The 25,718-nt window shown below is 72.6% G+C and carries 26 protein-coding genes; 14 read left to right on the forward strand and 12 right to left on the reverse strand.

Features of this window, described 5'->3' with window-relative positions; translation table 11 throughout:
* Nucleotides 1-290: 290 nt before the first annotated feature.
* Nucleotides 291-893: an Rv1733c family protein gene (locus ACQPXS_RS05770; protein ID WP_433447569.1), complete on the reverse strand. Its 603-nt coding sequence runs from the start codon at nt 891-893 to the stop codon at nt 291-293.
* Between the two features lie 409 nt (nt 894-1,302).
* On the opposite strand from ACQPXS_RS05770, the gene ACQPXS_RS05775 reads away from it, so the two are divergent.
* From ACQPXS_RS05775 to ACQPXS_RS05785, 3 genes are all read left to right on the forward strand, one after another.
* Nucleotides 1,303-1,818: a pyridoxamine 5'-phosphate oxidase family protein gene (locus tag ACQPXS_RS05775; protein ID WP_433447572.1), complete on the forward strand. Its 516-nt coding sequence runs from the start codon at nt 1,303-1,305 to the stop codon at nt 1,816-1,818.
* Nucleotides 1,819-2,196: 378 nt separating this feature from the next.
* A complete protein-coding gene (locus tag ACQPXS_RS05780) occupies nt 2,197-3,018 on the forward strand; it encodes a serine hydrolase (RefSeq protein WP_433447574.1) in 822 nt (273 codons plus the stop codon).
* A gap of 356 nt (nt 3,019-3,374) precedes the next feature.
* Entirely contained in the window at nt 3,375-3,605 is a 231-nt protein-coding gene (locus ACQPXS_RS05785) for a response regulator transcription factor (RefSeq protein ID WP_351801615.1), read from the forward strand.
* Between the two features lie 18 nt (nt 3,606-3,623).
* Here the strand turns inward: ACQPXS_RS05785 and ACQPXS_RS05790 are convergent, their stop codons facing one another.
* Nucleotides 3,624-5,429 (reverse strand): alkaline phosphatase family protein, encoded by a 1,806-nt coding sequence (locus ACQPXS_RS05790; protein ID WP_433447577.1) that lies wholly within the window; start codon nt 5,427-5,429, stop codon nt 3,624-3,626.
* A 247-nt stretch (nt 5,430-5,676) separates the two neighbouring features.
* Here ACQPXS_RS05790 and ACQPXS_RS05795 point away from each other — a divergent pair, with 247 nt between their 5' ends.
* Together ACQPXS_RS05795 and ACQPXS_RS05800 are read left to right on the forward strand one after the other, a co-directional pair.
* Nucleotides 5,677-6,090 carry an SRPBCC family protein gene (locus ACQPXS_RS05795; protein WP_433447579.1) on the forward strand — a complete coding sequence of 138 codons (414 nt, stop codon included), beginning with the start codon at nt 5,677-5,679 and terminating at the stop codon, nt 6,088-6,090.
* Nucleotides 6,091-6,166: 76 nt separating this feature from the next.
* Nucleotides 6,167-6,364 carry a hypothetical protein gene (locus tag ACQPXS_RS05800; RefSeq protein ID WP_433447582.1) on the forward strand — a complete coding sequence of 66 codons (198 nt, stop codon included), beginning with the start codon at nt 6,167-6,169 and terminating at the stop codon, nt 6,362-6,364.
* 112 nt (nt 6,365-6,476) lie between these two features.
* Here the strand turns inward: ACQPXS_RS05800 and ACQPXS_RS05805 are convergent, their stop codons facing one another.
* The 3 genes from ACQPXS_RS05805 to ACQPXS_RS05815 all read right to left on the reverse strand — a co-directional run bounded on the left by ACQPXS_RS05805 (nt 6,477) and on the right by ACQPXS_RS05815 (nt 9,876).
* Nucleotides 6,477-7,658: an ROK family protein gene (locus ACQPXS_RS05805; RefSeq protein ID WP_433447584.1), complete on the reverse strand. Its 1,182-nt coding sequence runs from the start codon at nt 7,656-7,658 to the stop codon at nt 6,477-6,479.
* Between the two features lie 152 nt (nt 7,659-7,810).
* Nucleotides 7,811-9,385 carry a hypothetical protein gene (locus ACQPXS_RS05810; protein WP_433447587.1) on the reverse strand — a complete coding sequence of 525 codons (1,575 nt, stop codon included), beginning with the start codon at nt 9,383-9,385 and terminating at the stop codon, nt 7,811-7,813.
* 140 nt (nt 9,386-9,525) lie between these two features.
* Nucleotides 9,526-9,876: a DoxX family protein gene (locus tag ACQPXS_RS05815; RefSeq protein WP_351801625.1), complete on the reverse strand. Its 351-nt coding sequence runs from the start codon at nt 9,874-9,876 to the stop codon at nt 9,526-9,528.
* 61 nt (nt 9,877-9,937) lie between these two features.
* Here ACQPXS_RS05815 and ACQPXS_RS05820 point away from each other — a divergent pair, with 61 nt between their 5' ends.
* From ACQPXS_RS05820 to hypA, 9 genes are all read left to right on the forward strand, one after another.
* A complete protein-coding gene (locus ACQPXS_RS05820) occupies nt 9,938-10,834 on the forward strand; it encodes a LysR family transcriptional regulator (RefSeq protein ID WP_433447589.1) in 897 nt (298 codons plus the stop codon).
* Between the two features lie 328 nt (nt 10,835-11,162).
* Entirely contained in the window at nt 11,163-12,710 is a 1,548-nt protein-coding gene (locus ACQPXS_RS05825) for a hypothetical protein (RefSeq protein ID WP_433447591.1), read from the forward strand.
* Between the two features lie 144 nt (nt 12,711-12,854).
* Entirely contained in the window at nt 12,855-13,943 is a 1,089-nt protein-coding gene (locus ACQPXS_RS05830) for a hydrogenase expression protein HypE (RefSeq protein ID WP_433447594.1), read from the forward strand.
* 63 nt (nt 13,944-14,006) lie between these two features.
* A complete protein-coding gene (locus ACQPXS_RS05835; RefSeq protein WP_433447596.1) occupies nt 14,007-15,800 on the forward strand; it encodes a nickel-dependent hydrogenase large subunit in 1,794 nt (597 codons plus the stop codon).
* Complete coding sequence (locus ACQPXS_RS05840) at nt 15,793-16,353, forward strand: NifU family protein (RefSeq protein ID WP_433447598.1); 561 nt, start codon at nt 15,793-15,795, stop codon at nt 16,351-16,353. Before ACQPXS_RS05835 ends, ACQPXS_RS05840 begins: the two co-directional genes overlap by 8 nt.
* Nucleotides 16,350-16,946, forward strand: a complete 597-nt coding sequence (locus ACQPXS_RS05845) for a DUF5947 family protein (protein ID WP_433447600.1) — start codon at nt 16,350-16,352, stop codon at nt 16,944-16,946. The genes ACQPXS_RS05840 and ACQPXS_RS05845 overlap by 4 nt, the downstream gene beginning before the upstream one ends.
* Nucleotides 16,947-16,967: 21 nt before the next feature.
* A complete protein-coding gene (locus tag ACQPXS_RS05850) occupies nt 16,968-17,174 on the forward strand; it encodes a hypothetical protein (protein WP_351801637.1) in 207 nt (68 codons plus the stop codon).
* 62 nt (nt 17,175-17,236) lie between these two features.
* Nucleotides 17,237-17,386, forward strand: coding sequence for a hypothetical protein (locus ACQPXS_RS05855; RefSeq protein ID WP_433447603.1), 150 nt, complete (start codon nt 17,237-17,239; stop codon nt 17,384-17,386).
* A 7-nt stretch (nt 17,387-17,393) separates the two neighbouring features.
* Nucleotides 17,394-17,750, forward strand: a complete 357-nt coding sequence (gene hypA / locus ACQPXS_RS05860) for a hydrogenase maturation nickel metallochaperone HypA (protein ID WP_433447605.1) — start codon at nt 17,394-17,396, stop codon at nt 17,748-17,750.
* 20 nt (nt 17,751-17,770) lie between these two features.
* Here hypA and hypE read toward each other — a convergent pair whose 3' ends face one another.
* From hypE to ACQPXS_RS05895, 7 genes are all read right to left on the reverse strand, one after another.
* Nucleotides 17,771-18,850 (reverse strand): hydrogenase expression/formation protein HypE, encoded by a 1,080-nt coding sequence (gene hypE / locus ACQPXS_RS05865; protein WP_433447607.1) that lies wholly within the window; start codon nt 18,848-18,850, stop codon nt 17,771-17,773.
* Nucleotides 18,843-19,994: a hydrogenase formation protein HypD gene (gene hypD, locus ACQPXS_RS05870; RefSeq protein ID WP_433447610.1), complete on the reverse strand. Its 1,152-nt coding sequence runs from the start codon at nt 19,992-19,994 to the stop codon at nt 18,843-18,845. The genes hypE and hypD overlap by 8 nt, the downstream gene beginning before the upstream one ends.
* A complete protein-coding gene (locus ACQPXS_RS05875; protein ID WP_351801647.1) occupies nt 19,991-20,281 on the reverse strand; it encodes a HypC/HybG/HupF family hydrogenase formation chaperone in 291 nt (96 codons plus the stop codon). Before ACQPXS_RS05875 ends, hypD begins: the two co-directional genes overlap by 4 nt.
* Before the next feature lie 3 nt (nt 20,282-20,284).
* On the reverse strand, nt 20,285-22,636 hold the full coding sequence (hypF, locus tag ACQPXS_RS05880; RefSeq protein WP_433447612.1) for a carbamoyltransferase HypF: 2,352 nt from the start codon (nt 22,634-22,636) through the stop codon (nt 20,285-20,287).
* Nucleotides 22,633-23,355 (reverse strand): hydrogenase nickel incorporation protein HypB, encoded by a 723-nt coding sequence (hypB, locus tag ACQPXS_RS05885; protein ID WP_433447614.1) that lies wholly within the window; start codon nt 23,353-23,355, stop codon nt 22,633-22,635. Before hypB ends, hypF begins: the two co-directional genes overlap by 4 nt.
* A 73-nt stretch (nt 23,356-23,428) precedes the next feature.
* Nucleotides 23,429-23,995: a hydrogenase maturation protease gene (locus tag ACQPXS_RS05890; RefSeq protein WP_433447616.1), complete on the reverse strand. Its 567-nt coding sequence runs from the start codon at nt 23,993-23,995 to the stop codon at nt 23,429-23,431.
* Nucleotides 23,992-25,698, reverse strand: a complete 1,707-nt coding sequence (locus ACQPXS_RS05895; protein WP_433447618.1) for a hydrogenase maturation protein — start codon at nt 25,696-25,698, stop codon at nt 23,992-23,994. The genes ACQPXS_RS05890 and ACQPXS_RS05895 overlap by 4 nt, the downstream gene beginning before the upstream one ends.
* Between the last annotated feature and the right edge of the window lie 20 nt (nt 25,699-25,718).

The raw sequence follows: 25,718 nt of genomic DNA on the forward strand, positions 1-25,718 counted from the left end.
GGGTCCTGTCATGCGCCGGGAGGCCCGTGAGGTGCGGGAACGACCCTTTCGGGTGACAGGCGGACGGGGAGTGCGAAGGCGGAGGGTTGCGGGGCCTGGTGGGACGGCGGTTTCCGTGGTGTGCTGGTAGTGGCGGGAAGGACCGAGAACAGACGCGGGGAAGCGGCCCGGAGCCGTGCACCGCGCAATCCGGATCCGCGAGAAGCGGATGGCCCTTCCCGCCCTGTCGTCTCCCGTCTCCTCGCACCGGCCGTCCTGCGACCGTGCGCAGGCAGTCCCGGAGCGTGTGTTCAGCCTCGTCCGCCGCTGAAGTTCCCCCAGCGGGGACCGATCTGCTTCCACTCCTCGTCCCACTCGGCCATGCGCCGCTTGATCAGCCGGCTGCGCACCACCCAGCCCGCGCCCCAGACCGCCGCGGCGGCCGACGGGGCGACGAGGACGCCGGTGAGGGCCGCCTGCAGATCGGCGGCGGCTCCCGTGACGGGCGCCGAGACCACGTGGCCCGCGCGGTTGGTCCACACGGTCACCTGGGATCCGGTGGGGGCGCCCGGCATGACCTTCGCCCGGTCGGTGTGGACGGTGCCGTGGGCGCCCGTCCAGCGCACGGTGGCCCACACCCGCCCGTCGTCGTAGCCGGTCCCGGAGGCCGGGGTCCGCGCACCGGCGTCGGTGAGCACGGCGGACACGGCGTGCACCTGGGCCTCGCGGGCGGAGAACGCCGCGCCGGCGGTCTGGGCCGCCACGAGACCGGCGGCGAATCCGCCGAGGACGGCGAGCACCCAGGTCACCAGGACGATCCAGGCCTCGACGACGTCGCTGTGCCGCCTGAGCGGATTGCGTCGCCAGCGCCACAGCCGTACCTGGGTGACCGTCGTGGGAGGTGTCCGGTTCATCGTCACCGCCTCCTCTCGCGCACCGTCGGCTTCGCCGCGCCCCCACTCCACGTACCTCTCGCCGGGCAGGATCGCGCCGGGCGGGCGGCGAGCGGGCTCGGGGCGGTGTCCCGGACCCGGCCGTCGAGTGCCACCACACCATCGTGCACCTCAATCCGGATATCGGCGGGGTGAGAGGAGAACAGGCTCGTGAGGACTTCGCGCCGCACCCTGCCGACGGGCGGAATCGGGACGTCCGGCCCTCCCGCCGTGGGCCGAAGGACACTGGGGGGACGGCGTGGGACGCGCGAGAGTGGGGGGTCAGGAGCGGCGCCGATCCCCCGCGGTGTCGCTCCGCCCCCGGGATCGCCGCCGCGCGCCAGGAGCCGGCGGAGACGGGGGATGTCACGCACTCGCGAAGAAGCCAGCCATGATCCGTTACGGCGAGCCGGCGCACCGGCGCATCGACCTGGACCCCGTGGAGGCGTTGCGCCTGCTGGACAGCGTGTCCCTCGGGCGGATCGTCTTCACCCGGCAGGCGCTGCCCACCGTCCGCCCGGTCAACCACGTCCTCGACGGCGGTGACATCGTGATCCGCACCCACGAGGGTGCTGCGCTGACCGCGCACACGCAGCAGGGCAGCGAAGGCGAGGGCGTGGTGGTCGCCTACGAGGCCGACGCGATCGACCCGGACACGCATCTCGGCTGGAGCGTGGTGGTCACGGGCTACGCCCGGCTCGTCACGGACCCCGCGGACCTGGCCCGGGTCCGGACGCTGCTCGCCCCCTGGGCGCCGGATGAGGGCATGGACCAGGCCGTACGCATCCGCCCCTCCCTGGTGACGGGCGTGCTCCTCACCGACGCACCGGCCGGTCCCGCGAAGGGCACCGCGCGGCGGGCGCGCCGGACGCCGGGTCGTTCCGGTACGAGGGCCAGGACGGTGTGAGCGGCAGGTCGTCGGTGTAGGCGTTCACCGGCTGGGCGATGGGGCGGGTGCCCTTGACGTCTGGGGCCACCCGCGCGGCCCTGGTGCCGAGGGTGCCGTGACGAAGCCCGTGAGCTGGACGAGCCGGGTCGAGGACGAGCACGGCGACGGCACCGAGCGCGATCACCAGGGCGACCACGAGGGCGGCGGCGAGCGGCCACGGCCGGATACGGCGTACGGACGGCGCACCGACGGGGACGGCCACCGTCCGACCGACCCGGATGTCGCGATGCGCCCCATTGAGCGGCGCAGGTGGCTCTTCTCACAATTCGCCGCGAACAGGCCCGAAGGTGACCGCCACCACGTCGCCCGGCGCACGCTTTGTCTACGTTCGGCGCCATGCCGTCTCGCCCCTCCCCCACCACCGCACGCACACGGACCGGCGCCCTGCTGGCCTCGGTCGCGACCCTCGTCTCCGTCGGCGCGCTGCACCCGGCACCAGCCGCGGCGGCCTCCGCTCCGGCCCCCTCCCCGCACGCCACCGCCGCCGTGCTCGACCTGGACGGAACCGGCCGCACCCCGGTGCTGCACGGACGGGACAGCGCGTACGACACCGCCAGCATCGTCAAGGTCGACATCCTCGCGGCGCTGCTGCTCCGGGCCCAGGACGCGGGACGGCAGCTCACCGCCGAGGAGCGGGGCCATGCCGAGCCCATGATCGAGCGCAGCGACAACACGGCGGCCAACGCGCTCTGGCGCGAGATCGGCCAGGCCTCCGGGCTGGCGGCGGCCAACAAGCGACTGGGACTGACCTCGACGACGGGCGGGCCGGGCGTGAAGTGGGGACTGACCCGGACCACCGCGAGCGACCAGATACGGCTGCTGCGGGCCGTGTTCGACGGCGACACGACGGCGAAGGCCGGTTCCGGCACGAAGTCCGCCCTGAACGCGAAGTCCCGGACCTATATCCGCAGCCTCATGGGCAAGGTCATCGCCGAGCAGTCCTGGGGGGTCTCGGCCGCCTGCGGCTCCGGCGGCGCGTGGGCGCTCAAGAACGGCTGGCTGCAGCGCAACACCACCGGCCTCTGGGACGTCAACAGCGTCGGCCAGGTCACCGTGAAGGGACACCGCTACCTCGTGGCCGTACTGTCGAACGGCAGCGCCTCGATGAGCGACGGTGTCTCCCTGGTGGAGCGGACGGCGCGCGCGTCCGTCGCGTAGCGCCTCAGGCGTCCCCCATGCGGTCGTAGACCGTCGTTACGCCGTGCACAGGGACGCAGGTTCATGAGCAGTGCCCCCGAGCGGCGGGCCTGCCGCCGGCGGCGGCGAGGAGGCGGCCACCCCTGGCGGTGGCGCGCCGTCCGAACATGGTGCTGACGGACGTACGCATGCCGGGCATGACCGCCGCGGAGGCGAACCGCACCGCCTCCCGCCGCTCAGTGGTTCAAACCATTCCCCTTTTCCCTGTGACGCCCCTGTGACAGTCGGCGGACACGGCCATGACGTCCGGCGAGCAATCTGAAGGAACAAGGGCAAATCGCCCTAAACGGTCAGATACCTCGCCGGAGGACAGCACCATGAGCGCCACTCTCGCCACTCCCCGCACCGAAGCCCCCGCCCCCGCGCTGGCTCCGCGCGAGCGCGAGACGCTCCGGCACATCGCCGCCGGCCGCACCTACCTCCAGACCGCTCGCCACATGGGCCTCTCCACCCACACCGTGGACGCCTACCTGCGGCGCATCCGGGCCAAGCTCAACATCACCAACACCGCCGAACTGACCCGTATGGCCATAGCCCTGGGCCTGTGAACCCCGCGTGGTGGCCGGTCAGCCGACGGTCAGGGAGAACGGTCCGGCGAGGACCGAGTAGCCGTCGTCGGCGAGGTAGTACACGTCGTACGTGCCCGCTCCGCGCAGCTTGCCGGTCGAGAAGGTCAGGGCACCGCTCGCGTTCGGCGCGTAGGACCAGGTCAGCGAGGACTGCTTGCCCGGGGTGACGCCCGCCGGGTAGACGCCGATCCAGTTCTTGGCGTTCACCTGGGCCGCCGACGCCACCGAGTAGCGGAAGGTGACGTTGCCGCCGTCGGAGACCGCGTTCAGGTCGCCGGTGAGGGTCGGCGTGCTCGCGGTGGACGGGGCGAAGGCGGCGTTGAGCGGTGTCGCGTAGGTGTCGTTGGCCGTGAGGCCGGGCAGGCCGAGGGCGGCCTCGATGGTGCGGCCGATGCCGTAGTGGTCGTAGTGGAGGGGGCTGCTGGTCCCGGCCGGGACGGTGCCCTGGGAGCCGACGACCGTGGTGACCACGTGGTTGTAGGCCTCGTTCTGGCTCTCGTCCCAGGTCAGGATCAGCAGCGAGCGCTGCTGGGTCCAGGCGGGGGAGGCGAGCACCGGGGCGAGGGTCTGCTTCAGCCAGCCGTCCTGGGTCTTCAGGCTGGTGGTGCTGCCGTTGCCGGAGGCCTCGCCGTCGTAGTAGTCGTCGGCGGCGATCCAGGAGAAGTTCGGGGTGGTGGCCGCGGACTTCAGGTCGGTGGTGAGCTGCGTGGTGTCGAACAGGTGGGCCGAACAGCGCTGGGCGTCGCCGCTGATGTCGGTGTAGTTGATGAAGGGCGCGTCGTCGGGCTCGTAGTAACTGTCGTAGTTGTTCTTGGTGTTGCAGGGGGTGCCCATGCCCTGCTCGTAGGCCTTCCAGGTCTTGCCGGCCGCCTCCAGGGTGTCACCGAGGTTGCGCTCGGGAGAGTTGATGTCGGGGAAGTAGGTGGCGCCCTTGGCGTAGGTGTCGCCGCCGGCTATGGCGAGGTAGTTCTCGTCGCTCGGGTGGTAGACGCCGTGGAAGTCGGTGAGTGTGGCGCCCTGGCCCATGAGGCTGTGCATGTACGGCGTGTCCGCCGGGTCGTTCACGACCTCGGAGTAGTCCGTGTTCTCCATCATGACCATGAAGACGTGGTCGTAGCCGGGGACCTCGGAGACGGGCGGGGTGAGCGGGGCGGGTGCGGTGACCGGGGTGTCCAGGGTGAGGGAGAGGTTGTCGAGGTAGCCGGTCTCGCTGCTCGTCGACAGGAACTGCACCTCGACCTGGATGGAGCGGGTGCCGGCCGGCACCGCGCCGGTGGTGCTGCGCGAGAGGAACCTGGTGGCCAGACCCCGGTCGCCCGCGGAGACGGTGGGCAGCTTGGCGGCGGCGCCGACGGGGCGGCCGCCGGCGTCGTGGAAGTGCAGGCCGACCGCGACGTAGCCGCCGTAGGTGGTCCAGCCGCCGAGCCAGCCGGAGAGGTTGTAGTGCACTCCCCCGCCGTCGATGGCCGAGGCGGCCGAGGAGACGTCGACGGTCTGCGTCATCGCTCCGTCGCCGAAGTTTCCGGGCCCGAAGAAACCCTTGCCGGGTGTCCTGCCGTCGCTCGGCAGCCCGAAGGAGGCGACGCTGTGGCACATGACGTCCGGGCCGCCGGCCTCGGTGGTCCAGCCGGGGACCGTGGTGGCGGCCGCCCAGTCGGAGGTGCAGGAGCCGCCGCCCTCCGCGTCGCCGTTGACGATCAGGTTGCCGCTGCTCCCGGCCGCCCCGGCGGGGGCGGGGGCGGCGACGATCAGTGTGCCGAGGAGGGCGACAAGCCCGCCGAGGGATCTCCAGCGCAGTCGCATACGTGGTACCTCGTCCCGTTGGTGAGGATGCCCTGCAGGTCGGCGCCCGCACGGCCTGACTGTGCACAACGAACGGCACATGAGTACTGGTGGCCACTGTCCAACGGAAGAACCACGACCAAACTTGACCAGACAAGTTCACGGCGGGCGAGGCCGGATCGCACCACGGGCCGGGGCGGGCTTTTCGGTCGCCGCGGAAAGGGGCACGCGGTCGGGGTACGACTTCCGAGCGGAGGGCGGTATCACCATGACCGAGTACGAATGGTCCCGCACGATGCCCGCACAGCCCGAGCAGGTGTTCGACCAGGCGTCCAACCTGGGCCAGCTCGACGCATGGCTCCCGGCCGCCCTGCACGTGGAGGCCGAGGATCCGCCCGCCGTCACGGTGCACGAGGACCGCTCCGGCCAGGACATGGCCGCCCTGCTGCGGGCCCGGCCCGACCAGATGCGCCTGGAGTGGGGCACGCGGGAGCAGGACAGCTACACCGGCTGGCTGCAGGTGTCCGGCATCGGCAGCGGGGCCAGCGAGGTGACCGTGCACCTGTCGTTCTTCGACCCCGGTGACGATCCCGGCGAGGAAGCGGTGTTCGACGCGCTCGACGGCAGCCTGCGGCGCCTGGAGGCGCAGGTGCGCATGCGTGTCGACAACACGCCCGGCTGAGCTGCCGGTCCCTGCACGGGAAGCCCTGTTTGCCTCCGCGAAGCGCTGGGGACCCGGAGGGCTGGAGGTGATCGTCGTGCCCGAACCCGGCAGCAAGAAGTACGACACCCGCAGGGCGCGGCTGCGCAAGGACGCGGAAGACTCCGGTGTGTCCGACCAGGACGCGAACACCGCGGCCAACGAGTCCCTGCAGGAGGATCCGCAGTGGCGGAGCCGGGGCCCGAAGACGGAACGGGGGCGCGGCCCCAAGGGCGAACGCCCAGGGAACGCCTAGGCGTGCGCGGGCCTCCCCGGACACACCGGGGAGGCCCGCGTGTCATGTGGGCCTCGGCGGCGCAGGGCCGCCAGGTCGCGTGCCGACAGGGCCCGAGCCGGCCGGGGTCGGCCTACGCGGGTGAGAAGAGGTGGTCGCTGATCAGCCGGGCTCCGCCGATCACGCCGGCGGTCGGGCCCAACTCACCGAGGACGATGGGCAGGTTGCCGGTCGCGAGCGGCAGCGACTGGCGGTAGACCTGGGTGCGGATCGCGGCGAGCAGGGTGTGGCCGAGGCCGGTCACCCCGCCGCCGATCACCACCAGGCCGGGGTTGAAGAAGGACACCAGTCCGGCGATGACCTGACCGACTCGGGTGCCGCCCTCACGGATCAGGTCCAGCGCGGTGGCATCGCCGGCCGCGGCCGCGGCGGCGACGTCCACGGCGGTCAGCGTGCCGTTCGCCTCCAGCCGGGCGGCGAGTTCGGCGGACAGGCCCTGCGCGGCCGCCTGCACCGCGTCCCGGGCCAGTGCCGCACCGCTGAAGTGGGCTTCCAGACAGCCCCGGTTGCCGCAGGCGCAGGGGTGTCCGTCGGGCACGGCCTGGATGTGGCCGATGTCGCCGGCGCTGCCGGTGGTGCCCCGGTGGACATGGCCCCCGACGACGATGCCGCAGCCGATACCGGTGCCGATCTTGACGCACAGGAAGTCGGCCGTGGTGCGGGCGACTCCGGCGTGCTGCTCCCCCATCGCCATGAGGTTCACGTCGTTGTCGACCATGACCGGGCAGCCGAGTTCCTGGCTGAGCGCCTCCCGCACGGGGAAGCCGTCCCAGCCGGGCATGATGGGCGGGGCCACCGGCACGCCCTCGGGGAAGCGGACCGGTCCGGGCACGCCGATGCCGGCGCCGTCGAAGCCCTCGGCAAAACCTGCGGCCTTCAACTTCCCTGCCATGTCCAGGACTTGCTCGAAGACGGCGACCGGGCCCTCACGGACGTCCATCGGCTGGTTGAGATGGCCGAGGATCTCCAGTTCGGGATTGGTGACGGCGACGTCGACCGAGGTCGCGCCGATGTCGACGCCGAGGAACCGGAGGTCCGGATTGAGCCGGACGTTGTGGGAACGGCGGCCGCCGCGCGAGGCGGCGAGTCCGTCGGCCACGACCAGTTCGGTCTCCAGGAGCCGGTCCACCTCCACGGCCAGCTTGGACCGGGACAGGTCGACCTGGTCGCCGAGCTGGGCGCGGGAGTTGGGGCCGCCGTCACGCAGCAGCTTCAGCAGGCGCGCCTGGTGCGCGTTCGCCGGTCGAGCCGTCATGCGTCTCACGTGTCCCTCCCCGTCGGTTTCGGCCACCAGTATCGGGCTTTCGACAGGGAACGTATCAGCGGCCACCGAACCTGCGGAAGAAGCCGCGCACGAGCTCCCGATCCTTTTTCCACTGACGGGACAAAGGGTGTCCCGGCCGCCGGTCAGTAATCGGACCCGAGCGTCCGGGTCGTGTAGGCGCACTCCGTGTAGATGTAGCCGGGCCGCAGCACGGCCGTGTCGGAGGCCGGGGTCGCGGTGCTGCGGCCGTTCGACTTGTGCACGAAGTAGGTGGTGCCCGCCGGGAGGCTGATGGTGCGCTGCGGGTAGTGCCTGCCGCTGTCGCTGCACGGCTTGAAGCCGGTCATCAGGGTGTCGGCGAGTGTGTACGCCGTGCAGCCGCCGCAGCCCTTGAGGGTGAAGCTGCCGGTGACCGGGCCGGTGTAGAGCACGGTGATGTCGTGCGGGCCGTCGTTCTTCACCGTGACGGAGATGCTGCCGCCGGAGGCGGTGGTGGGCAGCTTCCTGCCGGCCTTCGGCAGCGTCTGGGCGACCTCGGCGGCTATGGCGATCTTCTTGGCGCGCGCCCGGTTCCTGTCGTGCCCGTCGCCGGAGACGAACTCCTCCATGGTCTTCTGGGCGGCGTCGAAGTCGCCGTCCTTGTACTGGTCGACTCCGCAGGCGTACTCCCCCGCGTCACCGCTTGTGCCGGCGCGATCGGCGGCCTTGGCCAGCGTGCCGTCCGCGTCACCCGAGGACTTCGACAGTCCGCCGATCCGGGTGTCCAGGTCACGCAACCGCGCCACGGCCGTGCAGGGTTCGCTCCGGCCGACGGCCTTCTCCGCATCCCGCACGGCCGCGTCGACGGCGGGCGAGACCTTCGTCGCGGCCTCGGAGCGCGGGAAGGTGTTCAGCAGGTCGCCGAAGCGCGCGTCCCAGTCCGTCCCGCCGGCCGTGAGGCGCTGGGACCCGCACTCGTACAGCGAGGTCGCGAGCCGGTCGTCGGGCCAGCGGGCCAGCGATCCGAGCTGCTCCTTCGGCATGGTGCCGGGCACCGTGCGCAGGTACTTCAGCGGCTCGACGGCGTCGCAGTAGTCCCGGTGGCCGTAGGCCGCGCCGACGGTCGTGTAGTAGGTCCGCAGGCTGTCGGGGAGCCGCCCGGCCGCGCGGGAGCCGGAGTGGTGCTCCGCGAGGTCGCGGTAGACCTCCAGCGCCGACCGGTAGTCCGACTCGACGGAGGTGAACGTCCGGCGGCCGCTCGTCGCCACCAACTGGTCGGCCTGGCCGAGGCGGTCGAGGAGCGCCTGCTCCACGGCCTCGTCGTGGGCGTCCCGGTACCAGAGCGTGCCACCCGCCGGTACGGCGAGCAGCAGCGCACCCAGCACGAGGGCGAGCGGCGCTCGGGCCGGCCAGGCGAGCCGGGTGCGCAGTCCGGCGGCGGCGCCGTGGAGGGCGGCGAGCAGCAGGAGTACGGCGTACGCGGCGAGCGCTGCCCCCGGGATGCCGTCGGCGTCCGCGGGCAGCGCCACGAGCAGCAGCACCGCCGTCGCCACCCAGCACAGCGCCGCCGGGACCCAGCGCCGCAGCAGCGCGTATCCGAGGCCGAGACCGCTGAGGTTGAGCAGGGCGACGGCGACGGCGCGCCAGGCGTCCGGGGGCGCGGGTGGCGGGCTCGACGGCATGGGCGGCAGCGGCGGTCCCGGGAACCCCTGGCTCGGACCGTACGGACCCACGGACATGATCGCTCCCCCCGGTCAGCAGCGCCCCCATGGCTGCGGACCCGCAGTTTACGGGTCCGCGGGCCGACCTGACAGGGGCTCGAACCGCGCCTATTCCGCTGGGACTTGGGAGCGGCTGCCGCGAGGGCGCCGCCCGCCCGTCACCGGGCGGCCGCCAGTGCCAGCGCCCCTACCGCCAGCGCGAGGAACACGCCCGGAAAAGCGATGTTGTGGAGCACCCGCGCCCGCACATGGGTGATCACGGCCCCGACGTAGAACAGCACCAGCCCGGTACCGGCCGCGACGCCCAGGGGGCGTGCGCCGAGCAGTCCGAGGAGCAGCCCGGCCGCGCCGGCCGCCTTGAGCACGGCGAGGGCGGGGATCCAGGCGGAGGGCACGCCGACCTCGGCCGAGTTGGCGAGCACGAACGGCGCCTTCGCCAGGTCTGCCGCCGCGATGCCCGCGTTGGCCAGGACGGCCGCACAGGTGACGGCCACATAGGCGATTTCCATGGCCCCACCCTCACCGGCAGACCACCATGACGTCCAATACCAGCGTCTATAACCTGGAGGAATGGATGTCGACACGCGTCTGCTGCGCTCCTTCCTCGCCGTCGCCGAGGACGGCAGCCTCACCCGCGCCGCCGAGCGCGTGTTCGTGTCCCAGCCGGCGCTGACCAAGCAGATCCGGCAGTTGGAGACCCAGCTCGGCGTACGTCTCTTCGAGCGCTCGCGTGCCGGTATGGCGCTGACGGACGCGGGCCGTGAACTGGCGCGTCGGGCCCCCGAGATGCTCGCCCGCTGGGACGACGCGCTGCGCGCCACGAAGGCCACGGACCGGCAGGCGGCGCGGATCCTGCGCGTGGGGTTCGTGGCGAGCGCGGCCAACGAGGCGACCCAGGACATCGTCGCCGAGTTCGCCCGGCGGCGGCCCGGTTGGCGGGTCGAACTCCGGCAGGCCGCCTGGTCGAACCCGAGCGCCGGGCTGGCCGACGGCGAGGTGGACGCGGCGCTGCTGCGGCTGCCCTTCCCGGGCCAGGACGCCCTGCGGGTGGAGGCGCTGTTCAGCGAGGCGCGGTGGGTGGCGCTGCCGAGCGGGCATCGGCTCGCGGAGCACACCGAGATCGCCTTCCGCGAGCTGTGGGACGAGCCGTTCGTGGCCGCGCCGGAGGAGACGGGCGCCTGGCGCGACCACTGGCTGGCCGCCGACGAGCGCGAGGGCCGGCCGGTCCGCGTCGGCGCGGTCACCGAACAGCCCGACGACTGGCTCAGCGCCATCGCCAACGGGTACGGCATCGCCCTCGCCCCCGAATCCGCCGCGCGGTTCTACGCTCGCCCCGGCGTGGTGTACCGGCCGGTCACGGGAGTGAGCCCGACACGGGTGGGCGTGGCCTGGGCCCCGGCCGACGACCGCAACCCTGTCGTGCAGGACTTCGTCCGCTGCTGCCTGGACCTCGCGCGACGGGTGTGACGGGACGGGGCGGCCCCGAACAAGACGTCGATGACGTCACCGGCCTTCTCCAGGCCCTCGATGATCTTCTCCCCGCGCACCGCGCCGATGTCCTCGGCCTTGTCCCACAGGTTCTTCACGGCGTCGAACACGTGTCCTTCCTCTCCGTCGGTCGCCTGAGCCGACCGTGACCGTGATCCCCACGCGCGCGACCCCGGTGGTTCGCGGGGCCCACCCGCTCGCCGTCCCCTGGGCGGCGCAATGGCGGTGCGTCGGACGAGCGCGAAGCCGTGACGGGTGTGACGGTGGTCAAAGGAATGCGCGAGTGAACCGGTGACGAGGAGGCGGCATGTCGGACCGGGCCGGCGTGGGTGGCGTGGGACTCGCCGCCGTGTTGGACGAGGACGGCGTCGGCACGTCCCGCCACGTCTTCGAGCGGGTCGGCGCCGTCGCGGACGCCGTGCTGTACGAGGGGTACCTGCTCTACCCGTACCGCCGGTCCTCACCGAAGAACCGGGTCCGCTGGCAGTTCGGCGTGCTGCTGCCCCGCGACTGGGTCGAGCGGGACGGACCGGTCGTGCCGGGGATCGCCGGCTCCGCGGACTCCTGGTACCAGCAGACCGAGTGCCTGCTGCGCGCACCGCGCGCCGACGACGCGGTCGTACGGGTGCGGGTGCGCTGTCTGCAGATGCAGGACAAGCAGGTCGAGGCCGCCGACCCGGACGGACGGTACCGCCCGGTCGAGTCGCTGCGGACGGCCGACGGCACGACGCATCTGTCGTTCGAGGAGGCCGTGCCGCGCGAGACCGAGCTGGCGATGCCCCTGCGGGAGTTGCTGCTCGGCGGTCGTACCGCCTTGGTGGGTGCGCCCGCCGGCACGGATGCCGAGGAACTGCCGGGCGGGGCCGGGCGGACGGTACGGCGGCGCCGGGAGCTGCGGGCCGTGACGACGGTCGAGGCCGAGCCGCTCGCGCCGGAGCTGTACCGGTTGCGGGTGCGCACCGAGAACACCGGCGCGGTGACGGACCCGCGGGCCCCCCGCACCCAGGCTCTGCGGCAGGCGCTGCTCGCCACGCACACCCTCGTCGGCGGGGACGGCCTGGAGTTCGCCTCGCTGATCGATCCGCCCGAGGATCTGGTCCCGCACGCGCGGGGCTGCCGCAGCGCGTTCACGTTCCCGGTGCTCGCCGGTCCGCCCCAGCAGGGCAGGACGGGCGCCGTGATGCTCTCCGCTCCCATCATCCTGCCGGACTGGCCCCAGGTGGCGCCGGAGAGCCCGGGCGATCTGCACGACGCGGCGGAGATCGACGAGATCCTCACCCTGCGCACGATGCTGCTGACCGACGAGGAGAAGGCCGAGGCCCGGGCCACCGATCCCCGGGCGGCGGAGATCCTCGACCGGGTCGACACCATGCCCCGGGAGGTCTTCGCCCGACTGCACGGCGCCATCCGCTCCCTGGCCCCGGCACCGAGCCGGTCCGGCACCGAGCGGCCCGCCTGGTGGCAGGAGGGCGGCGACGCCGGCCTGTCCCCGGCGACCGACACGGTGCTCGTGGACGGCGTGCCCGTCGGCGGCGGCAGCCGGGTCCGGCTGTGTCCGCGCGTCCGGGGCGCCGACGCCCAGGACATGTTCCTCGAGGGACGGACCGCTCAGGTCGCCGCCGTCCGCCACGACGTGGACGGCAGCGTGCACCTGGCCGTCACCGTGGACGACGATCCCGCGGCCGAACTGCACGGCTGGTACGGCCGTTTCCACTACTTCCGGCCCGACGAGGTCCAGCCGATCGGCGACTCCGACGGACCGGGTCCGGTCCACTCACCCCGGCCGCAGTCCCCGCGGCCCCCCGAACGTCCGGCCGACCGGCCGGAGGAGGGACGGTTCGATGGATGCCCCTGACGGGCCGCGGCACGACCACCCCATGGCCGAGCGGTCGTCGCGCGACCACGCCGCCGCCCTCGGCCGCGCCCGGGCCCGGGCCCTCGTGACCCCGGCCACCCCCTACGACCGACTCCGAGACCGGCAGCGACGGAGGCCGCAGCGATGACCACACAGAGCGGTACCACCGATGTCCACGGCGAGCCCAGCAGAGCCGAGGCGCGGAAGGGATTCGACGAGATCACCATCCTCTGGATCTCGGAGGGCATGAGCTGCGACGGCGACACCGTGTCGCTGACCGCCGCCGGTCAGCCGTCCATCGAGGACGTCGTGCTGGGCGTCATCCCGGGCCTGCCGAAGGTGAACCTCGTCAACAAGGTGCTCTCGCCGAGCCTGGGCGGCGAGGACTTCCTGGCTCCCTACCGTGCCGCGGCACGCGGCGAGCTGGAGCCGTTCATCCTCGTCATCGAGGGTTCGATCCCGAACCAGAACATCATCCGGGGCGACGGCTACTGGACGTCGTTCGGCAACGACCCCGACACCGGTGAGCCGCAGACCCTGAACTGGTGGATCGACCAGCTCGCGCCCAAGGCCTGGGCGGTGGTGGCGGCGGGGACCTGTGCGACCTTCGGCGGCATCCACGCCATGGCCGGCAACCCGACCGGCTGCATGGGCCTCGCGGACTACCTGGGCTGGGAGTTCAAGGCGCGGTCGGGGCTTCCGGTCGTCAATGTGCCCGGCTGTCCCATCCAGCCGGAGAACTTCATGGAGACCCTCGTCTGGGTGCTCCAGCACGCGGCCGGTGCCGCTCCCCCGCCGCCGCTGGACCACATGCTGCGCCCGCAGTGGCTGTTCGGGAAGACCGTGCACGAGGGCTGCGACCGGGCCGCGTACTACGAGCAGGCCGACTTCGCCAGGGACTACAACTCCCCCAAGTGCCAGGTGAAGGTCGGCTGCTGGGGCCCGGTCGTCAACTGCAACGTGCCCAAGCGCGGCTGGATGGCCGGCATCGGCGGCTGCCCGAACGTCGGCGGCATCTGCATCGGCTGCACGATGCCCAGCTTCCCCGACGCCTTCATGCCGTTCATGGACGAACCCCCGGGCGGCACCCTGTCGACGATGCTCGTCAAGCCGTACGGAGCCGTCGTCCGCCGACTGCGCGGTCTGACCAACGACGTGGTGAACCACGAGCCCAAGTGGCGCCACAACAAGCGCAAGCTGACCAGCGGTTACGACCCGCACTGGCGTGCCTGACGCCGTCCGTCCCCGTCCCGCCACCGAACCGCCCGACCCGAACAGCGAGGGGCAGTACCGCAGATGACCACCACCGAGTCCCGGCCCACGGAACGCAAACCCGCCCAGATCGTCGACATGTCCTGGGATCCGATCACCCGGATCATCGGCAACCTGGGCATCTACACGAAGATCGACTTCGCCAACCGGGAAGTCGTCGAGTGCCACAGCACCTCGTCGCTCTTCCGCGGCTATTCGGTGTTCATGAAGGGCAAGGACCCGCGTGACGCCGGGTTCATCACCTCGCGGATCTGCGGCATCTGCGGCGACAACCACACCACCTGCTCCAACTACGCCCAGCAGATGGCCTACGGCGTCAAGCCACCCAAGCTGGCCGAGCACATCACCAACCTGGGCGAGGCGGCGGAGTACATCTTCGACCACACGATCTTCCAGGACAACCTGGTCTTCGTGGACTTCTGCGAGGCGATGGTCAAGGCCACCAACCCCGGTGTCCTGGCCCGCGCCGAGCGCACCGACGCACCGCGCGGGGACGTCCACGGCTACCGGACGATCGCCGACATCATGAAGGCCTTCAACCCCTTCGAGGGCGAGGTCTACAAGGAGGCGCTGAAGGTCAGCCGGATCACCCGGGAGATGTTCTGCCTGATGGAGGGGCGGCACGTGCACCCCTCCACGATGTACCCGGGCGGGGTCGGCACGATGCCGCAGCCGAACACCTTCACCGACTACCTCAGCCGCCTGATGCGCGTCATCGACTTCATCAAGAAGGCGGTGGCGATGAACGACGACGTCTTCGACTTCTTCTACGAGGCGCTGCCCGGCTACGAGGAGGTCGGCAAGCGCCGCATCCTGCTGGGCTGCTGGGGCGCCTTCCAGAACCCGGACGTCGTCGACTACCGCTACGCGACGATGAACGAGTGGGGCCGGGCGATGTACGTCACCCCCGGCATCATCGTGGACGGCAAGCTCGTCACCAACAACCTGATCGACATCAACCTCGGGCTGCGCGTCATGCTGGGCAGCTCCTTCTACGAGGACTGGGTGAACGAGGATCCGTTCGTCACCCACGACCCGCTCGGCAACCCGGTCGACATGCGCCACCCGTGGAACCAGACCACCGTACCGGTGCCGCAGAAGCGGGACTTCGACGGCAACTACAGCTGGGTGATGAGCCCGCGCTGGCACCACCCGCAGACCGGAGAGCACCTCGCGCTCGACACCGGCGGCGGGCCGCTGGCCCGGCTGTGGTCCACCGCCCTGAGCGGCCTGGTCGACACGCCGTACGTCAAGGCGACCGGCGGCAGCGTCCGCATCACCCTGCCCAAGGGCGAGAGGCTGCCGGAGCAGACCCTGGAATGGCGCATCCCGAAGTGGAGCAACACCCTCGAACGGGACCGCGCCCGGCCGTACTTCATCGCCTACGCCGCCGCCATGGCCCTGCAGTTCCTGGAGGAGGCCATGGGGATGCTCAGGAACGGCGACACCAAGGTGTTCGAGAACTTCGAGGTGCCCGACGAGTCGATCGGCTGCGGCTTCCACGAGGCCGTGCGCGGGGTCCTCTCCCACCACCTGGTGATCCGGGACAAGAAGATCGCCAACTACCACCCGTACCCGCCGACCCCGTGGAACGCCAGCCCCCGCGACAGCTACGGCACCCCGGGCCCGTACGAGGACGCCGTCCAGGGCCAGCCGATCTTCGAGGAGAACGGCCCCGACGACTTCAAGGGCGTCGACATCATGCGCACCGTGCGCAGCTTCGACCCCTGTCTGCCGTGTGGTGTCCACATGTACGTGGGCAAGGGCAAGACCCTGACCACCGTGCACTCGCCCACGTACGGAGCGAACCATGGCTGACGGCGGCGTACGGCTCCCCGACCCGGCGGTGGAGGCGCGGCTCGCCCGTCTCGACGAGGTGCTGGCCGGGCTGGAGTCCGCTCCGGGCCCGGCGCTGGAGGCGGTGCGGCTGCTGACCGAGGTCTACGGCGAGGCCCTCGCCCGGGTGCTGGACCACGCAGACGAACCGCTGCGGGAGCGGCTCGCCGACGACGAGCTGCTCGGGCATCTCCTGGTGCTGCACGACGTGCATCCGGAGTCCCCGGAGCGCAGGGCCGCCCGCGCGGTGGAGAAGCTGCGGCCGGCGGTGCGCGAGCGCGGCGGTGACCTGGAGTGGGCCGGCGTCGACGGGCAGGTGGCCCGGGTGCGGCTGACCTCCGGCGGCGGGTGCGGTTCCGGGTGCGGCGGGGGCTCGTCGGAGGTCACCGAGGCGGTCCGGGCGGCGGTGCTGGCCGTCGCTCCCGAGCTGACCTCGGTGGAGACGGTGCCGGATGCCGCCGAGCGAAAGCCGGCACCCGCGTTCGTACCGCTGAACACGATCAGGCGACGGGCCGTGCCCGAGGAGGCGCGGTGAGGGTGGACGGAGCACTCGCCCGGGTCATCCGCTCCACGGCCGACCGCGCGGCGACGGCCGAGGCCGAGGTGTGCGAGATGTGCGCCGCCCGCCTGGCCGTCGAACATCCCCACCTGTACGACACGGGTGCCGCCGAGGTGCGGTGCGTGTGCGGCCCCTGCTCGGTGCTGTTCGCCGACGACGGGGCGGGCGAGGGCCGCTACCGGCTCGTGCCCCGGCGCCGGCTGCGGCTGCCGCCGGTCGACACGGCGCTGCTGGGCGTCCCGGTGGGGCTGGTGTTCTTCGTGCCGCGCCGCGACGGCACGGTCACCGCGCAGGGGCCGAGCCCGGCCGGTGCCATGCGATGGGAGGTGGACGCGGCGGCCTGGCAGCGGCTGGCCGCCACGGTTCCGCAGCTCGCCGCCATGGCACCCGATGTGGAGGCGCTGCTGGTCAACACCGTGCGCGGCCTCGACGAGCACTGGATCGTGCCGGTCGACGACTGCTACCGGATGATCGCCCTGGTCCGCCGCGAGTGGCGGGGCCTCTCCGGTGGCGGCCGGGTCTGGCCGGCCGTAGAACAGTTCTTCAGGGAGCTGACCGAACGGTCCTGAGGACCCGGAAGGAGAACCGACGTGGGCAGCATTCGAGTGGGCCGCGCCCAGGCGAAGCCCGACACACCGAGTCACGTGCGCGGACTGCACCAGGGCAACAAGGGCCCCTACAAGCACCAGCCCGGACACCACAAGGACGGCAGCTCCGACGCGCGCCGCTCCACCGGTATCCACTGGAAACGGCATGACGCCCTGGTACAGGACATGCCGAACATCTCGCCCGGATGAGACAGCGGAAAGAGAGCGCCATGAAGGTTGGCATGAGAAGAAGGACCACCACGCGGTCCGGCATGTCCGGACGTCAGCTGCTCGTCGTACAGGCGGCCATGATCGGCGGCCTGGCCATGACCCTGTTTGTCAAGGAATTCCCCGGAATCGTACGCGAGTTGCGCATCTACCGGATGACCGGTGGCATGCGGGCCAACCGCCGCTACCCCTGAGCCGGCCGTGCACGAGCTGTCGATCGCGACCGCGATCGTGGAGCAGGCCGGCGAACTCGCCCGCGCGGACGGCGCGGACGCCGTCTCGGCGGTGACCGTCCGCGTGGGCGAGCTGGCCGGCGTCGTGCCCGACGCGCTGCACTTCGCCTTCGAGGTGGCCCGGGAGGGTACGGCGCTGGCGACGGCCGAGCTGGTCGTCGAGCAGGTCACGGCGCACGCCTACTGCGCGCCGTGCGCCGAGGAGTTCGCGGTGGGCATGCCGCCGTTCTTCTGGTGCCCGCGTTGCGACCGGGCCTCGCAGGAGCTGCGCAGCGGCCGGGAGCTGGAGATCACTCGGGTCGAACCGGTCCCGGCCCCGCGCTGACGGCGGGGCCGGGGGTCCGCTCAGCAGATGCGGGGCAACTGCTCGCCCAGCGGCAGATCCACCACCCGGGTGCCGCCGAGACCGGTGGCGACGACGACCATGCCCGGGTGCTCGGCCACGCACTCGCCGACGACGGCGGCACCGGTGCCCTGCGGATGTGCCCGCATCGCGGCCAGGACGGCCTCCGCGTGTTCCGGGGGCACGAAGGCGACGAGTCGGCCCTCGTTGGCGACGTACAGCGGGTCCAGACCGAGGAAGCCACAGGCGTTCGCCACCTCGTCCGGGACCGGGATGGCACGCTCGTGCAGCCGCACTCCGGTGCCGGAGGCGCGGGCGATCTCGTTCAGGGACGCGCCGAGTCCACCGCGGGTGGGGTCGCGCAGGACGTGGATGTCCCGCGTGACCGCGAGCATGGCCGCCACGAGGTCCGCCAGGGGCGCGGTGTCCGAGGCGATCTCGACGCCGAACTCCAGGCCCTCCCGCACGCTCATGATCGCCACGCCGTGCAGGCCGATCGGACCGCTGACGATGACGGCGTCGCCGGGCCGGGCGCGCTGCGGGCGGATGTCGACACCGTCGGGGACGAGGCCGACGCCGGCGGTGGTGACGTACACGCCGTCGCCGTGTCCGGACTCCACGACCTTGGTGTCTCCGGTGGCGACGGTGACGCCGGCGGCCTCGGCCGCCGCGCCGATGGCCCGCGCGATCCGGCCGACGACGTCCAGTTCGACGCCCTCCTCCAGCACGAAGGCCGTGGACAGGTAGGCGGGCCGGGCGCCGCTCATCGCCAGGTCGTTCACCGTGCCGTTGACGGCGAGGTCGCCGAGGCTGCCGCCGGGGAAGAACAGCGGCCGTACGACGTAGGAGTCGGTCGAGAAGGCCAGCCGGGCGCCGCCCAGGTCGAGGACGGCCGAGTCGGTGAGGGCCGCGAGGGTGGGATTGCCGTAGGCAGGGGCGAAGACCTGCTCGATCAGCTCCGCGGACAGGGCGCCGCCTCCGCCGTGCCCCATGACGACGACGGGCTGGTCGCGCAGGGGGGCGGGGCAGGTCCAGTCGGCGGGGTCGACGACCGGGGCCTCGGGTGGGGCGAGGTCAGCCAACGGGGTTCATCTCCTCCTGTGAGACCTGCGGGATACGCGACCCTTGCGCCGCCGGGGTGTTCATGCGCCGGTACAGGTAGTAGGCCGCGCAGGCGCCCTCGCTGGAGACCATGGTGGCGCCGAGCGGGGTGCGCGGGGTGCAGGCCTTGCCGAAGGCCTCGCACTCGGTGGGCTTGATCAGCCCCTGCAGCACCTCGCCGGCGCGGCACACGGCGGGCTCCTCGGTGCGGATGCCGGTGACGTCGAAGCGGTGTTCGGCGTCGTAGGCACGGTAGGCGTCGGACAGCCGCCAGCCGCTGGCGGGGATGCGTCCGATGCCGCGCCAGTTGCGGTCGGTGACCTCGAAGACCTCCTCCAGCATGCGCAGGGCCGCCGGGTTGCCCTGCTCGCGCACGGCGCGCTGGTAGGCGTTCTCCACCCGGTGCTCGCCGCGCTCCAGCTGGCGGACGGCACGGCGGATGCCCTCGAGGATGTCCAGCGGCTCGAAGCCGGTGACGACGATCGGCACCCGGTGCTTGTCGGCCAGCTCCGGGTACTCGGCGGTGCCCATGACGCTGCACACGTGACCGGCGGCCAGGAAGCCCTGGACCCGGCATTCCGGTGCCGTCATGATGGCCTCGATCGCGGGTGGCACCCGGACGTGGGAGACCAGCAGGCTGAAGTTCGCGATGCCCAGGCGGCGGGCCTGGTGGACGGCCATGGCGTTGGCCGGGGCGGTCGTCTCGAAACCGATGGCGAAGAACACGACCTGGCGGTCGGGGTTCCTGCGGGCCAGGTCGAGGGCGTCCAGCGGCGAGTACACGACGCGTACGTCGCCTCCCTCGCCCTTGACCCGGAACAGGTCCCGGTCGGTGCCGGGCACGCGCAGCATGTCTCCGAAGGAACAGAAGATGACCTCGGGGCGGGCGGCGATCTCCAGGGCCTTGTCGATGACGTCGAGCGGCGTGACGCAGACCGGGCAGCCGGGGCCGTGGATCAACTCCACGCTGTCCGGGAGGAGCTGGTCGATGCCGTGACGGATGATGGAGTGGGTCTGCCCGCCGCAGACCTCCATCAGCGCCCAGGGCCGGGTGACCGTGGCGTGGATCTCGTCCAGCAGCCGGCGCGCCAGATCGGGGTCGTTGAACTCTTCGATGTACTTCACCGGGCCTCACTCCCGCTCTCCTGCCGGGCCGCCTGCTCCCAGGCGTCCCCGAACTCCTCGTCCAGCAGCCCCAGTTGCTCGAACAGCTCCAGGGACGCCCGGGCCGACTCCTCGTCCAGGCGCTGCAGGGCGAAGCCGACGTGGACGATGACGTACTCCCCCACCCGGACATCGGGCAGGTACTCCAGACACGCCTGTTTGCGCACTCCGCCGAAGTCGATCAGCCCGGTCAGGGGGTCGGTGCTCCGGTCGATGGACACGACCTTGCCGGGCACGGCCAGACACATGGGTCACTCCGTCTCGTGGTGGGTTGCTGTTCCCGCGACCATGAGCTGACCGAGCGCCAACCCTCCGTCGTTCGGGGGTACTTCGCCGTGCCGGAGCACCGTGAAGCCGTCCTGGGCCAGCTGCGCGGTGCACTCCTCCTCCAGCAGGGCGTTGGCGAAGACGCCCCCGGTGAGGGCGACCGTGGTCAGCCCGGTCTCCGCGCGGGCACGGCGACAGATCTCGGCGACGGCCCGTGCGACACCCCGGTGGAAGCGGGCCGCGAGGACCGGTGCGGGGGTGCCGCGCCGCTGATCCGCGAGCAGCGCTGCGAGCATCGGCGCGGGGTCGCAGGCGAGGACGCCCGTACCGGTGACGTCGAAGGGGTACGCCACCGCGTCCGCGTCCCCGGCCTCCAGCGCCGCCGCCTCCAGTTCCATCGCGGCCTGCGCCTCGTATCCCGCCCGGTGGCACACCCCCGCCAGGGACGACACCGCGTCGAAGAGCCGACCCATGCCGGACGTCGGCACACAGGCCACCTGGCGGTCCAACTGGCGCTTCAGCACGGCGAGTTCCATGTCCGAGCAGGCGGTGACGCTCGGCACGTCCGGGGTCCAGGGCAGGCCGGCCGCCCACAGCCGGGCCAGCGCCAGCCGGCAGGGGTTGGCCACACCGGCGTCCCCGCCGGGCAGCGGGGCGGGGGTGAGGTGGGCGAAGCGCCGGTAGCCGGTGTAGTCGGCGAGCAGGATCTCGCCGCCCCACACGGTGCCGTCGTCGCCGTACCCGGTGCCGTCGAAGGCGACTCCGATCACCGGTGTGGTGCCGTCCAGCCCGTGTTCGGCCATCGCGGAGGCGATGTGGGCGTGGTGGTGCTGGACCAGCCGCGGGGAGCCGCCCGTCATCCGGGAGGCGCGGCGGCGGGCCCAGCCGGTCGAGTGGTAGCCGGGGTGCCGGTCGGCCGCGACCATGGCCGGGGTGACCCCGGTGAGGCGGGTCAGGTGCCGTTCGGCCCGCTCGGCCGCCTCCAGGGTGGCCAGCTCGCCCATGTCGCCGATGTGCGGCCCGAACCACGCCTGGTCGCCCTCGCCCAGGCACAGGACGTTCTTCAGGTCGCCGCCGACCGCGAGCACGGGCGGTACCGGCACCGGGAGCCGCAGCGGGCGGGGCACGTAGCCGCGGGACCGTCTGAGGACCTGTTCGGTGCCGTCCGGGCGGACCCGCAGCAGGGAGTCGTCACACGGCGAGGCGATGGGCCGGTCGTGGGCGAGCCAGGCGTCGGCCAGTCCGGCGAGCCGGGTCAGGGCCTCGGCGTCGTCGGTGACGATGGGTTCGCCGGAGCGGTTGCCGCTGGTCATCACCAGCACCCGGGGGCCGGGTGGATCGCCGGGCAGCCCGAACAGCAGGGTGTGGACCGGGGTGTAGGGCAGCATCACACCCACGTACGGGCTGCCCGGGCAGACCTGGTCGGCGAGACGGAGGCCGTCGGGCGCGGTGCGCCCGCGGAGCAGGACGATGGGGCGGCGGGCGCTGGTCAGCGCGGCCCGTTCGGCAGCGGTGAGGACCGCGATCCGCTCGGCGGTGGCGAGGTCGGCGCACATCACCGCGAAGGCCTTGCCGCCGCGTTCCTTGCGGTCGCGCAGGGCGGCCACGGCCCGGTCGTCGGTGGCGTCGCAGGCCAGGTGGTAGCCGCCGGCGCCCTTGACGGCGACGATCCGCCCGGCCGCCAGCAGCGCCCGTGCCGTGGCGAGGGCGTGCGCGTCCCGGGCCGGACGGAGGCCGCCGAGGGCCGGGATCAGGGTGAGCCGCGGCCCGCAGTCGGGGCAGGCGACCGGCTGGGCGTGGAAGCGCCGGTCGGCGGGGTCGCCGTACTCGTGGGCGCAGGTGGGGCACATGGGGAAGCCGGCCATGGTCGTGGCCGCCCGGTCGTAGGGCATCGCGGTGGCGATGGTGAAGCGGGGGCCGCAGTGGGTGCAGGTGACGAACGGGTGCCGGTGCCGGCGGTCGGCCGGATCGGCCAGTTCGCGCAGGCAGTCGGCGCAGGTCGCGGTGTCGGGCGGCAGCTGGGTGCGGCCGTCGGCGCGCTCGGTGGAGCGGATGGCGAAGGGGCCGTCGTCGCCGGTGGCGGGCAGGTCCTCGCCGGCGATGCCGCTGACGGTGGCCAGGGGCGGTGGCTGCTCGGCCAGCGCCGCGCAGAAGCGGTCGACCTCGTCCGCCGGGCCCTCGACCTCGATGATCACGCCGTCGCCGGTGTTGCCGACGAACCCGGCGAGGCCGAGGCCGGCGGCCAGGCGGTGCACATACGGCCGGAAGCCGACTCCCTGCACGGTGCCGCGCACCGTGAGCCGGCGGCGGACCAGGCCGGTCGCCGGGGCCGTCATACGGCGGGGGCGGGCGTGGTGTGGTCGTGGCCGTGCGGGTGCGGCGCGAGCGGTGGCTGGTGGGGGACGCCGTCCCGGGCGGCCAGGGCGCGGTCCAGGAGGGTGCCGACACCGACGCCGGTGCGGGCACAGGACCGTACGATCTCCACGCCCGGATTGACCCGGTGCACGTTCGCCCGGAAGGCGGTCTCGTCGAAGCCGGCCGGCTCGGCGAGGTCCGTCTTGGTGATCACGACCAGATGGGCGGAGCCGAACGCGGTCGGGTACTTCAGCGGCTTGTCCTCGCCCTCGGTGACCGCCATCAGCACGACCCGCAGGGTCTCGCCGAGGTCGTACGCGGCCGGGCAGACGAGGTTGCCGACGTTCTCCACGAAGAGCACGGAGGTGTCCGCGGGCAGCCAGCCCGCCAGCCGGGCCCGCACCTGGCGGGCCTCCAGGTGGCACAGTCCGTCGGTCAGCAGCTGCTGGACGGGGGCGCCGGACCGGGCGAGCCGGACGGCGTCGTTCTCGGTGGCCAGGTCCGCGGTCAGCGCCGCCACCGGCACCTCCCGCTGCACCGCGCGGGCCAGGACCCTCCCCAGGAGTTCGGTCTTGCCGCTGCCGGGGCTGGAGAGCAGATTGACGACGGTCACGCCCTGCCGGGCGAGATCGCCGCGCAGCTCCGCGGCCAGGTCGTCGTTCTTCGCCAGGACGGCCTGCTTGACGTCGGACCGGCACATGGGCGCTGCTCCTCGGATACGGCGGTGGAGCCCGGTCCGCGTCCTTGCGGCCCGGGCTCCACCGATCTTCCGCTCAGCCGCCCGCCGTGCCGGGCAGCGCAGCCGGGCGGGGGGGCCCGGATTCCACCGGGCGGCCCAACGGGGGCGCGGGCGCGCCGGGGTCGGCGAGCAGGGCCGGGATCAGCGTGTGCAGGGCGTCCACGGCCCGGCCGACGGCTTCCCGCACCGGTGTGCTGAGTCCCGGCAGGAGGTCCTCGTCGCCCGTCGGCAGCACTTCGGGCTCGCAGGCCAGGACGAGGACACGGGGCAGGGGCTCCTCGCCGAGGTGGGTGGCGAGGGCGAGCACCTTCGCGGGGTCCATGCCGTGGGCCTCGGGCACGACGCTGCCGTCGGGCGGTTCGGCCTCGATCAGGGAGAGGGTGCCCGGGTCGTGACCGCGCCGCGCGGCGTCCACCAGGACGGCGGTGTCGTACCCGTCGAGGAGGTCGTAGGCGAGGTCCATGCCGCGGATGCCGTAGTCGTGGACGCGGACCACGGGTGGCAGCGGGCGCCCGCCGAGGGCGCGGATGACCTCGGGGCCGAAGGCGTCGTCGGCGAGGAAGATGTTGCCGACGCCCGCCACCAGCAGCCGCGGCGTCACCGGACGGCTCCGGCGGGCACGGCAAGGGGCCGGGGTGAGCCGGTCGGTGTCTTGCGGACGAAGGCGGAGCGCAGGGCGTGGTAGGGGGCCTCGGGGTCGTGGAAGATGGTGTGCATCCGGGCCAGTTCGGACTCGCGGTAGCCGGCCAGCGGGCGTTCGTGGTCCTTTGCGGCGCGGGCGGCCTTGGCGGCGATCCGCACGTCCAGGAAGGGCGAGGAGGCGAGCTCGGCCGCGAACTGCCGTACGGCAGCCGGGAATTCGCCGGGCGCGGCCGGTACGAGCCGGTCCACGAGCCTGAGCCGCTCGGCGGACGCGGCGCTGACGGGCAGGGCCTCGGTGGTCAGCCGCTCGGCGGCTTCCGCGCCGACGCGGCGGGGCAGGGTGTACGTCCAGAACTCCGAGCCGTACAGGCCCATGCGCCGGTAGTGCGGGTTGAGGACGACGCCGGTACGGCACCACACCTCGTCGGCGGCGAGGGCGAGCATGGCGCCGCCCGCTGCCGCGTTGCCGGCGAGCGCGGCCACGACCAGCCGGTCGGTGGTGCGCAGCACGGCCTCGACCAGGTCGTCCATGGCGTTGAGGTTGACCCAGGACTCACGCGCCGGGTCGGGTGCCGCCTCGATGACGTTCAGATGGATGCCGTTGGAGAAGAAGTCGCGGTCCCCGCCGAGCACCAGGACGCGGGTCGGCCGGGAGAGCGCGTACTCGTAGGCGGCGAGCAGCCTGCGGCACTGGTCGGTGCTCATCGCACCGCCGGGGAAGGAGAAACCGAGGAAGCCGAGGTCGCCGTGCTGCCGGTAGCGGATGTCGGTCCAGGTCCGCCGGTCGGACGGCAGCTCCAACGGAACGGTGGCTTCAGGGAGTTCGAGGGAGGGCTCCCAAGCGGCGAGCACGGAGGCGGCCGGGCGGCGGAAGGGCGCGGGGTCGCCGGAGTTCTTGCGGGGGCGCAGTTCCGGGATCCAGACCGCGCCGTCACGGGTGGCCCGGCAGACGGCGCCCGCCCGCCGCGCGAGGAGTTCGCCGGGACGGCCGCGCAGCCGGTCCTCGGGGTGCCCGCCGTGCAGGAACACCTCCCGGCCGAGGACTTCGTCCAGGACGCCCGGCTGCGAGTCGGCGCCGCGGAGTTTGCACAGAATCGTTTCGGTGTCGTCCCGCTCCCAGTCGATGCGGCGCCGCTGCTGCCGGAAGGCGTCGCGCCAGACCACCCTGACCGAGCCGTCGGACTGCGGCCGGGGTTTGTGGGCGCCTTCGGCGTAGCGCCGTACGGCGGTGAGGACGGCGGTGACGGCGGCGTCGGAGGCCTCGTTGCGGTACAGGTCGCTCTTGCCGACGGGCGGCACCGGGAACGGCTCCGCCGCCCAGATCGCGCCCGCGTCCATCGCCGCCTCGGCCTGCAGGACCGTCACGCCCCACTCCCGCGCCCCCTCGGCGATGGCCCAGTCCAGCGAGGACGGTCCGCGGTCACCGGGCGGACCCGGATGCACGATCAGGCAGGTGTGTGCGCGCCACACGTCCTCGGGCAGCGCCGTCCTGAGCATCGGTGCGATGACCAGGTCCGGCCGCAGTTCCCGGACGGCGTCCCGGACGGGTTCGGTGCCCTGTGAGGCGAGGACGACGTCCACGTGGTGCCCGTGGTCCGTCAGTTCGGCGTACACGCGCTGGGTGAGGCTGTTGAACGCGCTGGCGACCAGCAAAATGTCCATGACACCGCATCGTCGTCCCT

It is taken from the genome of Streptomyces sp. CA-142005 (assembly GCF_050942335.1).
Taxonomy (GTDB): Bacteria; Actinomycetota; Actinomycetes; order Streptomycetales; family Streptomycetaceae; genus Streptomyces.

Excerpts from the sequence above, each read along its gene's own strand:
- ACQPXS_RS05770 (WP_433447569.1), bottom strand. The coding sequence starts at position 893 with ATGAACCGGACACCTCCCACGACGGTCACCCAGGTACGGCTGTGGCGC.
- ACQPXS_RS05775 (WP_433447572.1), top strand. The coding sequence starts at position 1,303 with ATGATCCGTTACGGCGAGCCGGCGCACCGGCGCATCGACCTGGACCCC.
- ACQPXS_RS05780 (WP_433447574.1), top strand. The coding sequence starts at position 2,197 with ATGCCGTCTCGCCCCTCCCCCACCACCGCACGCACACGGACCGGCGCC.
- ACQPXS_RS05785 (WP_351801615.1), top strand. The coding sequence starts at position 3,375 with ATGAGCGCCACTCTCGCCACTCCCCGCACCGAAGCCCCCGCCCCCGCG.
- ACQPXS_RS05790 (WP_433447577.1), bottom strand. The coding sequence starts at position 5,429 with ATGCGACTGCGCTGGAGATCCCTCGGCGGGCTTGTCGCCCTCCTCGGC.
- ACQPXS_RS05795 (WP_433447579.1), top strand. The coding sequence starts at position 5,677 with ATGACCGAGTACGAATGGTCCCGCACGATGCCCGCACAGCCCGAGCAG.
- ACQPXS_RS05805 (WP_433447584.1), bottom strand. The coding sequence starts at position 7,658 with ATGACGGCTCGACCGGCGAACGCGCACCAGGCGCGCCTGCTGAAGCTG.
- ACQPXS_RS05810 (WP_433447587.1), bottom strand. The coding sequence starts at position 9,385 with ATGTCCGTGGGTCCGTACGGTCCGAGCCAGGGGTTCCCGGGACCGCCG.
- ACQPXS_RS05815 (WP_351801625.1), bottom strand. The coding sequence starts at position 9,876 with ATGGAAATCGCCTATGTGGCCGTCACCTGTGCGGCCGTCCTGGCCAAC.
- ACQPXS_RS05820 (WP_433447589.1), top strand. The coding sequence starts at position 9,938 with ATGGATGTCGACACGCGTCTGCTGCGCTCCTTCCTCGCCGTCGCCGAG.
- ACQPXS_RS05825 (WP_433447591.1), top strand. The coding sequence starts at position 11,163 with ATGTCGGACCGGGCCGGCGTGGGTGGCGTGGGACTCGCCGCCGTGTTG.
- ACQPXS_RS05830 (WP_433447594.1), top strand. The coding sequence starts at position 12,855 with ATGACCACACAGAGCGGTACCACCGATGTCCACGGCGAGCCCAGCAGA.
- ACQPXS_RS05835 (WP_433447596.1), top strand. The coding sequence starts at position 14,007 with ATGACCACCACCGAGTCCCGGCCCACGGAACGCAAACCCGCCCAGATC.
- ACQPXS_RS05840 (WP_433447598.1), top strand. The coding sequence starts at position 15,793 with ATGGCTGACGGCGGCGTACGGCTCCCCGACCCGGCGGTGGAGGCGCGG.
- ACQPXS_RS05855 (WP_433447603.1), top strand. The coding sequence starts at position 17,237 with ATGTCCGGACGTCAGCTGCTCGTCGTACAGGCGGCCATGATCGGCGGC.
- ACQPXS_RS05875 (WP_351801647.1), bottom strand. The coding sequence starts at position 20,281 with ATGTGTCTGGCCGTGCCCGGCAAGGTCGTGTCCATCGACCGGAGCACC.
- hypF (WP_433447612.1), bottom strand. The coding sequence starts at position 22,636 with ATGACGGCCCCGGCGACCGGCCTGGTCCGCCGCCGGCTCACGGTGCGC.
- hypB (WP_433447614.1), bottom strand. The coding sequence starts at position 23,355 with ATGTGCCGGTCCGACGTCAAGCAGGCCGTCCTGGCGAAGAACGACGAC.
- ACQPXS_RS05895 (WP_433447618.1), bottom strand. The coding sequence starts at position 25,698 with ATGGACATTTTGCTGGTCGCCAGCGCGTTCAACAGCCTCACCCAGCGC.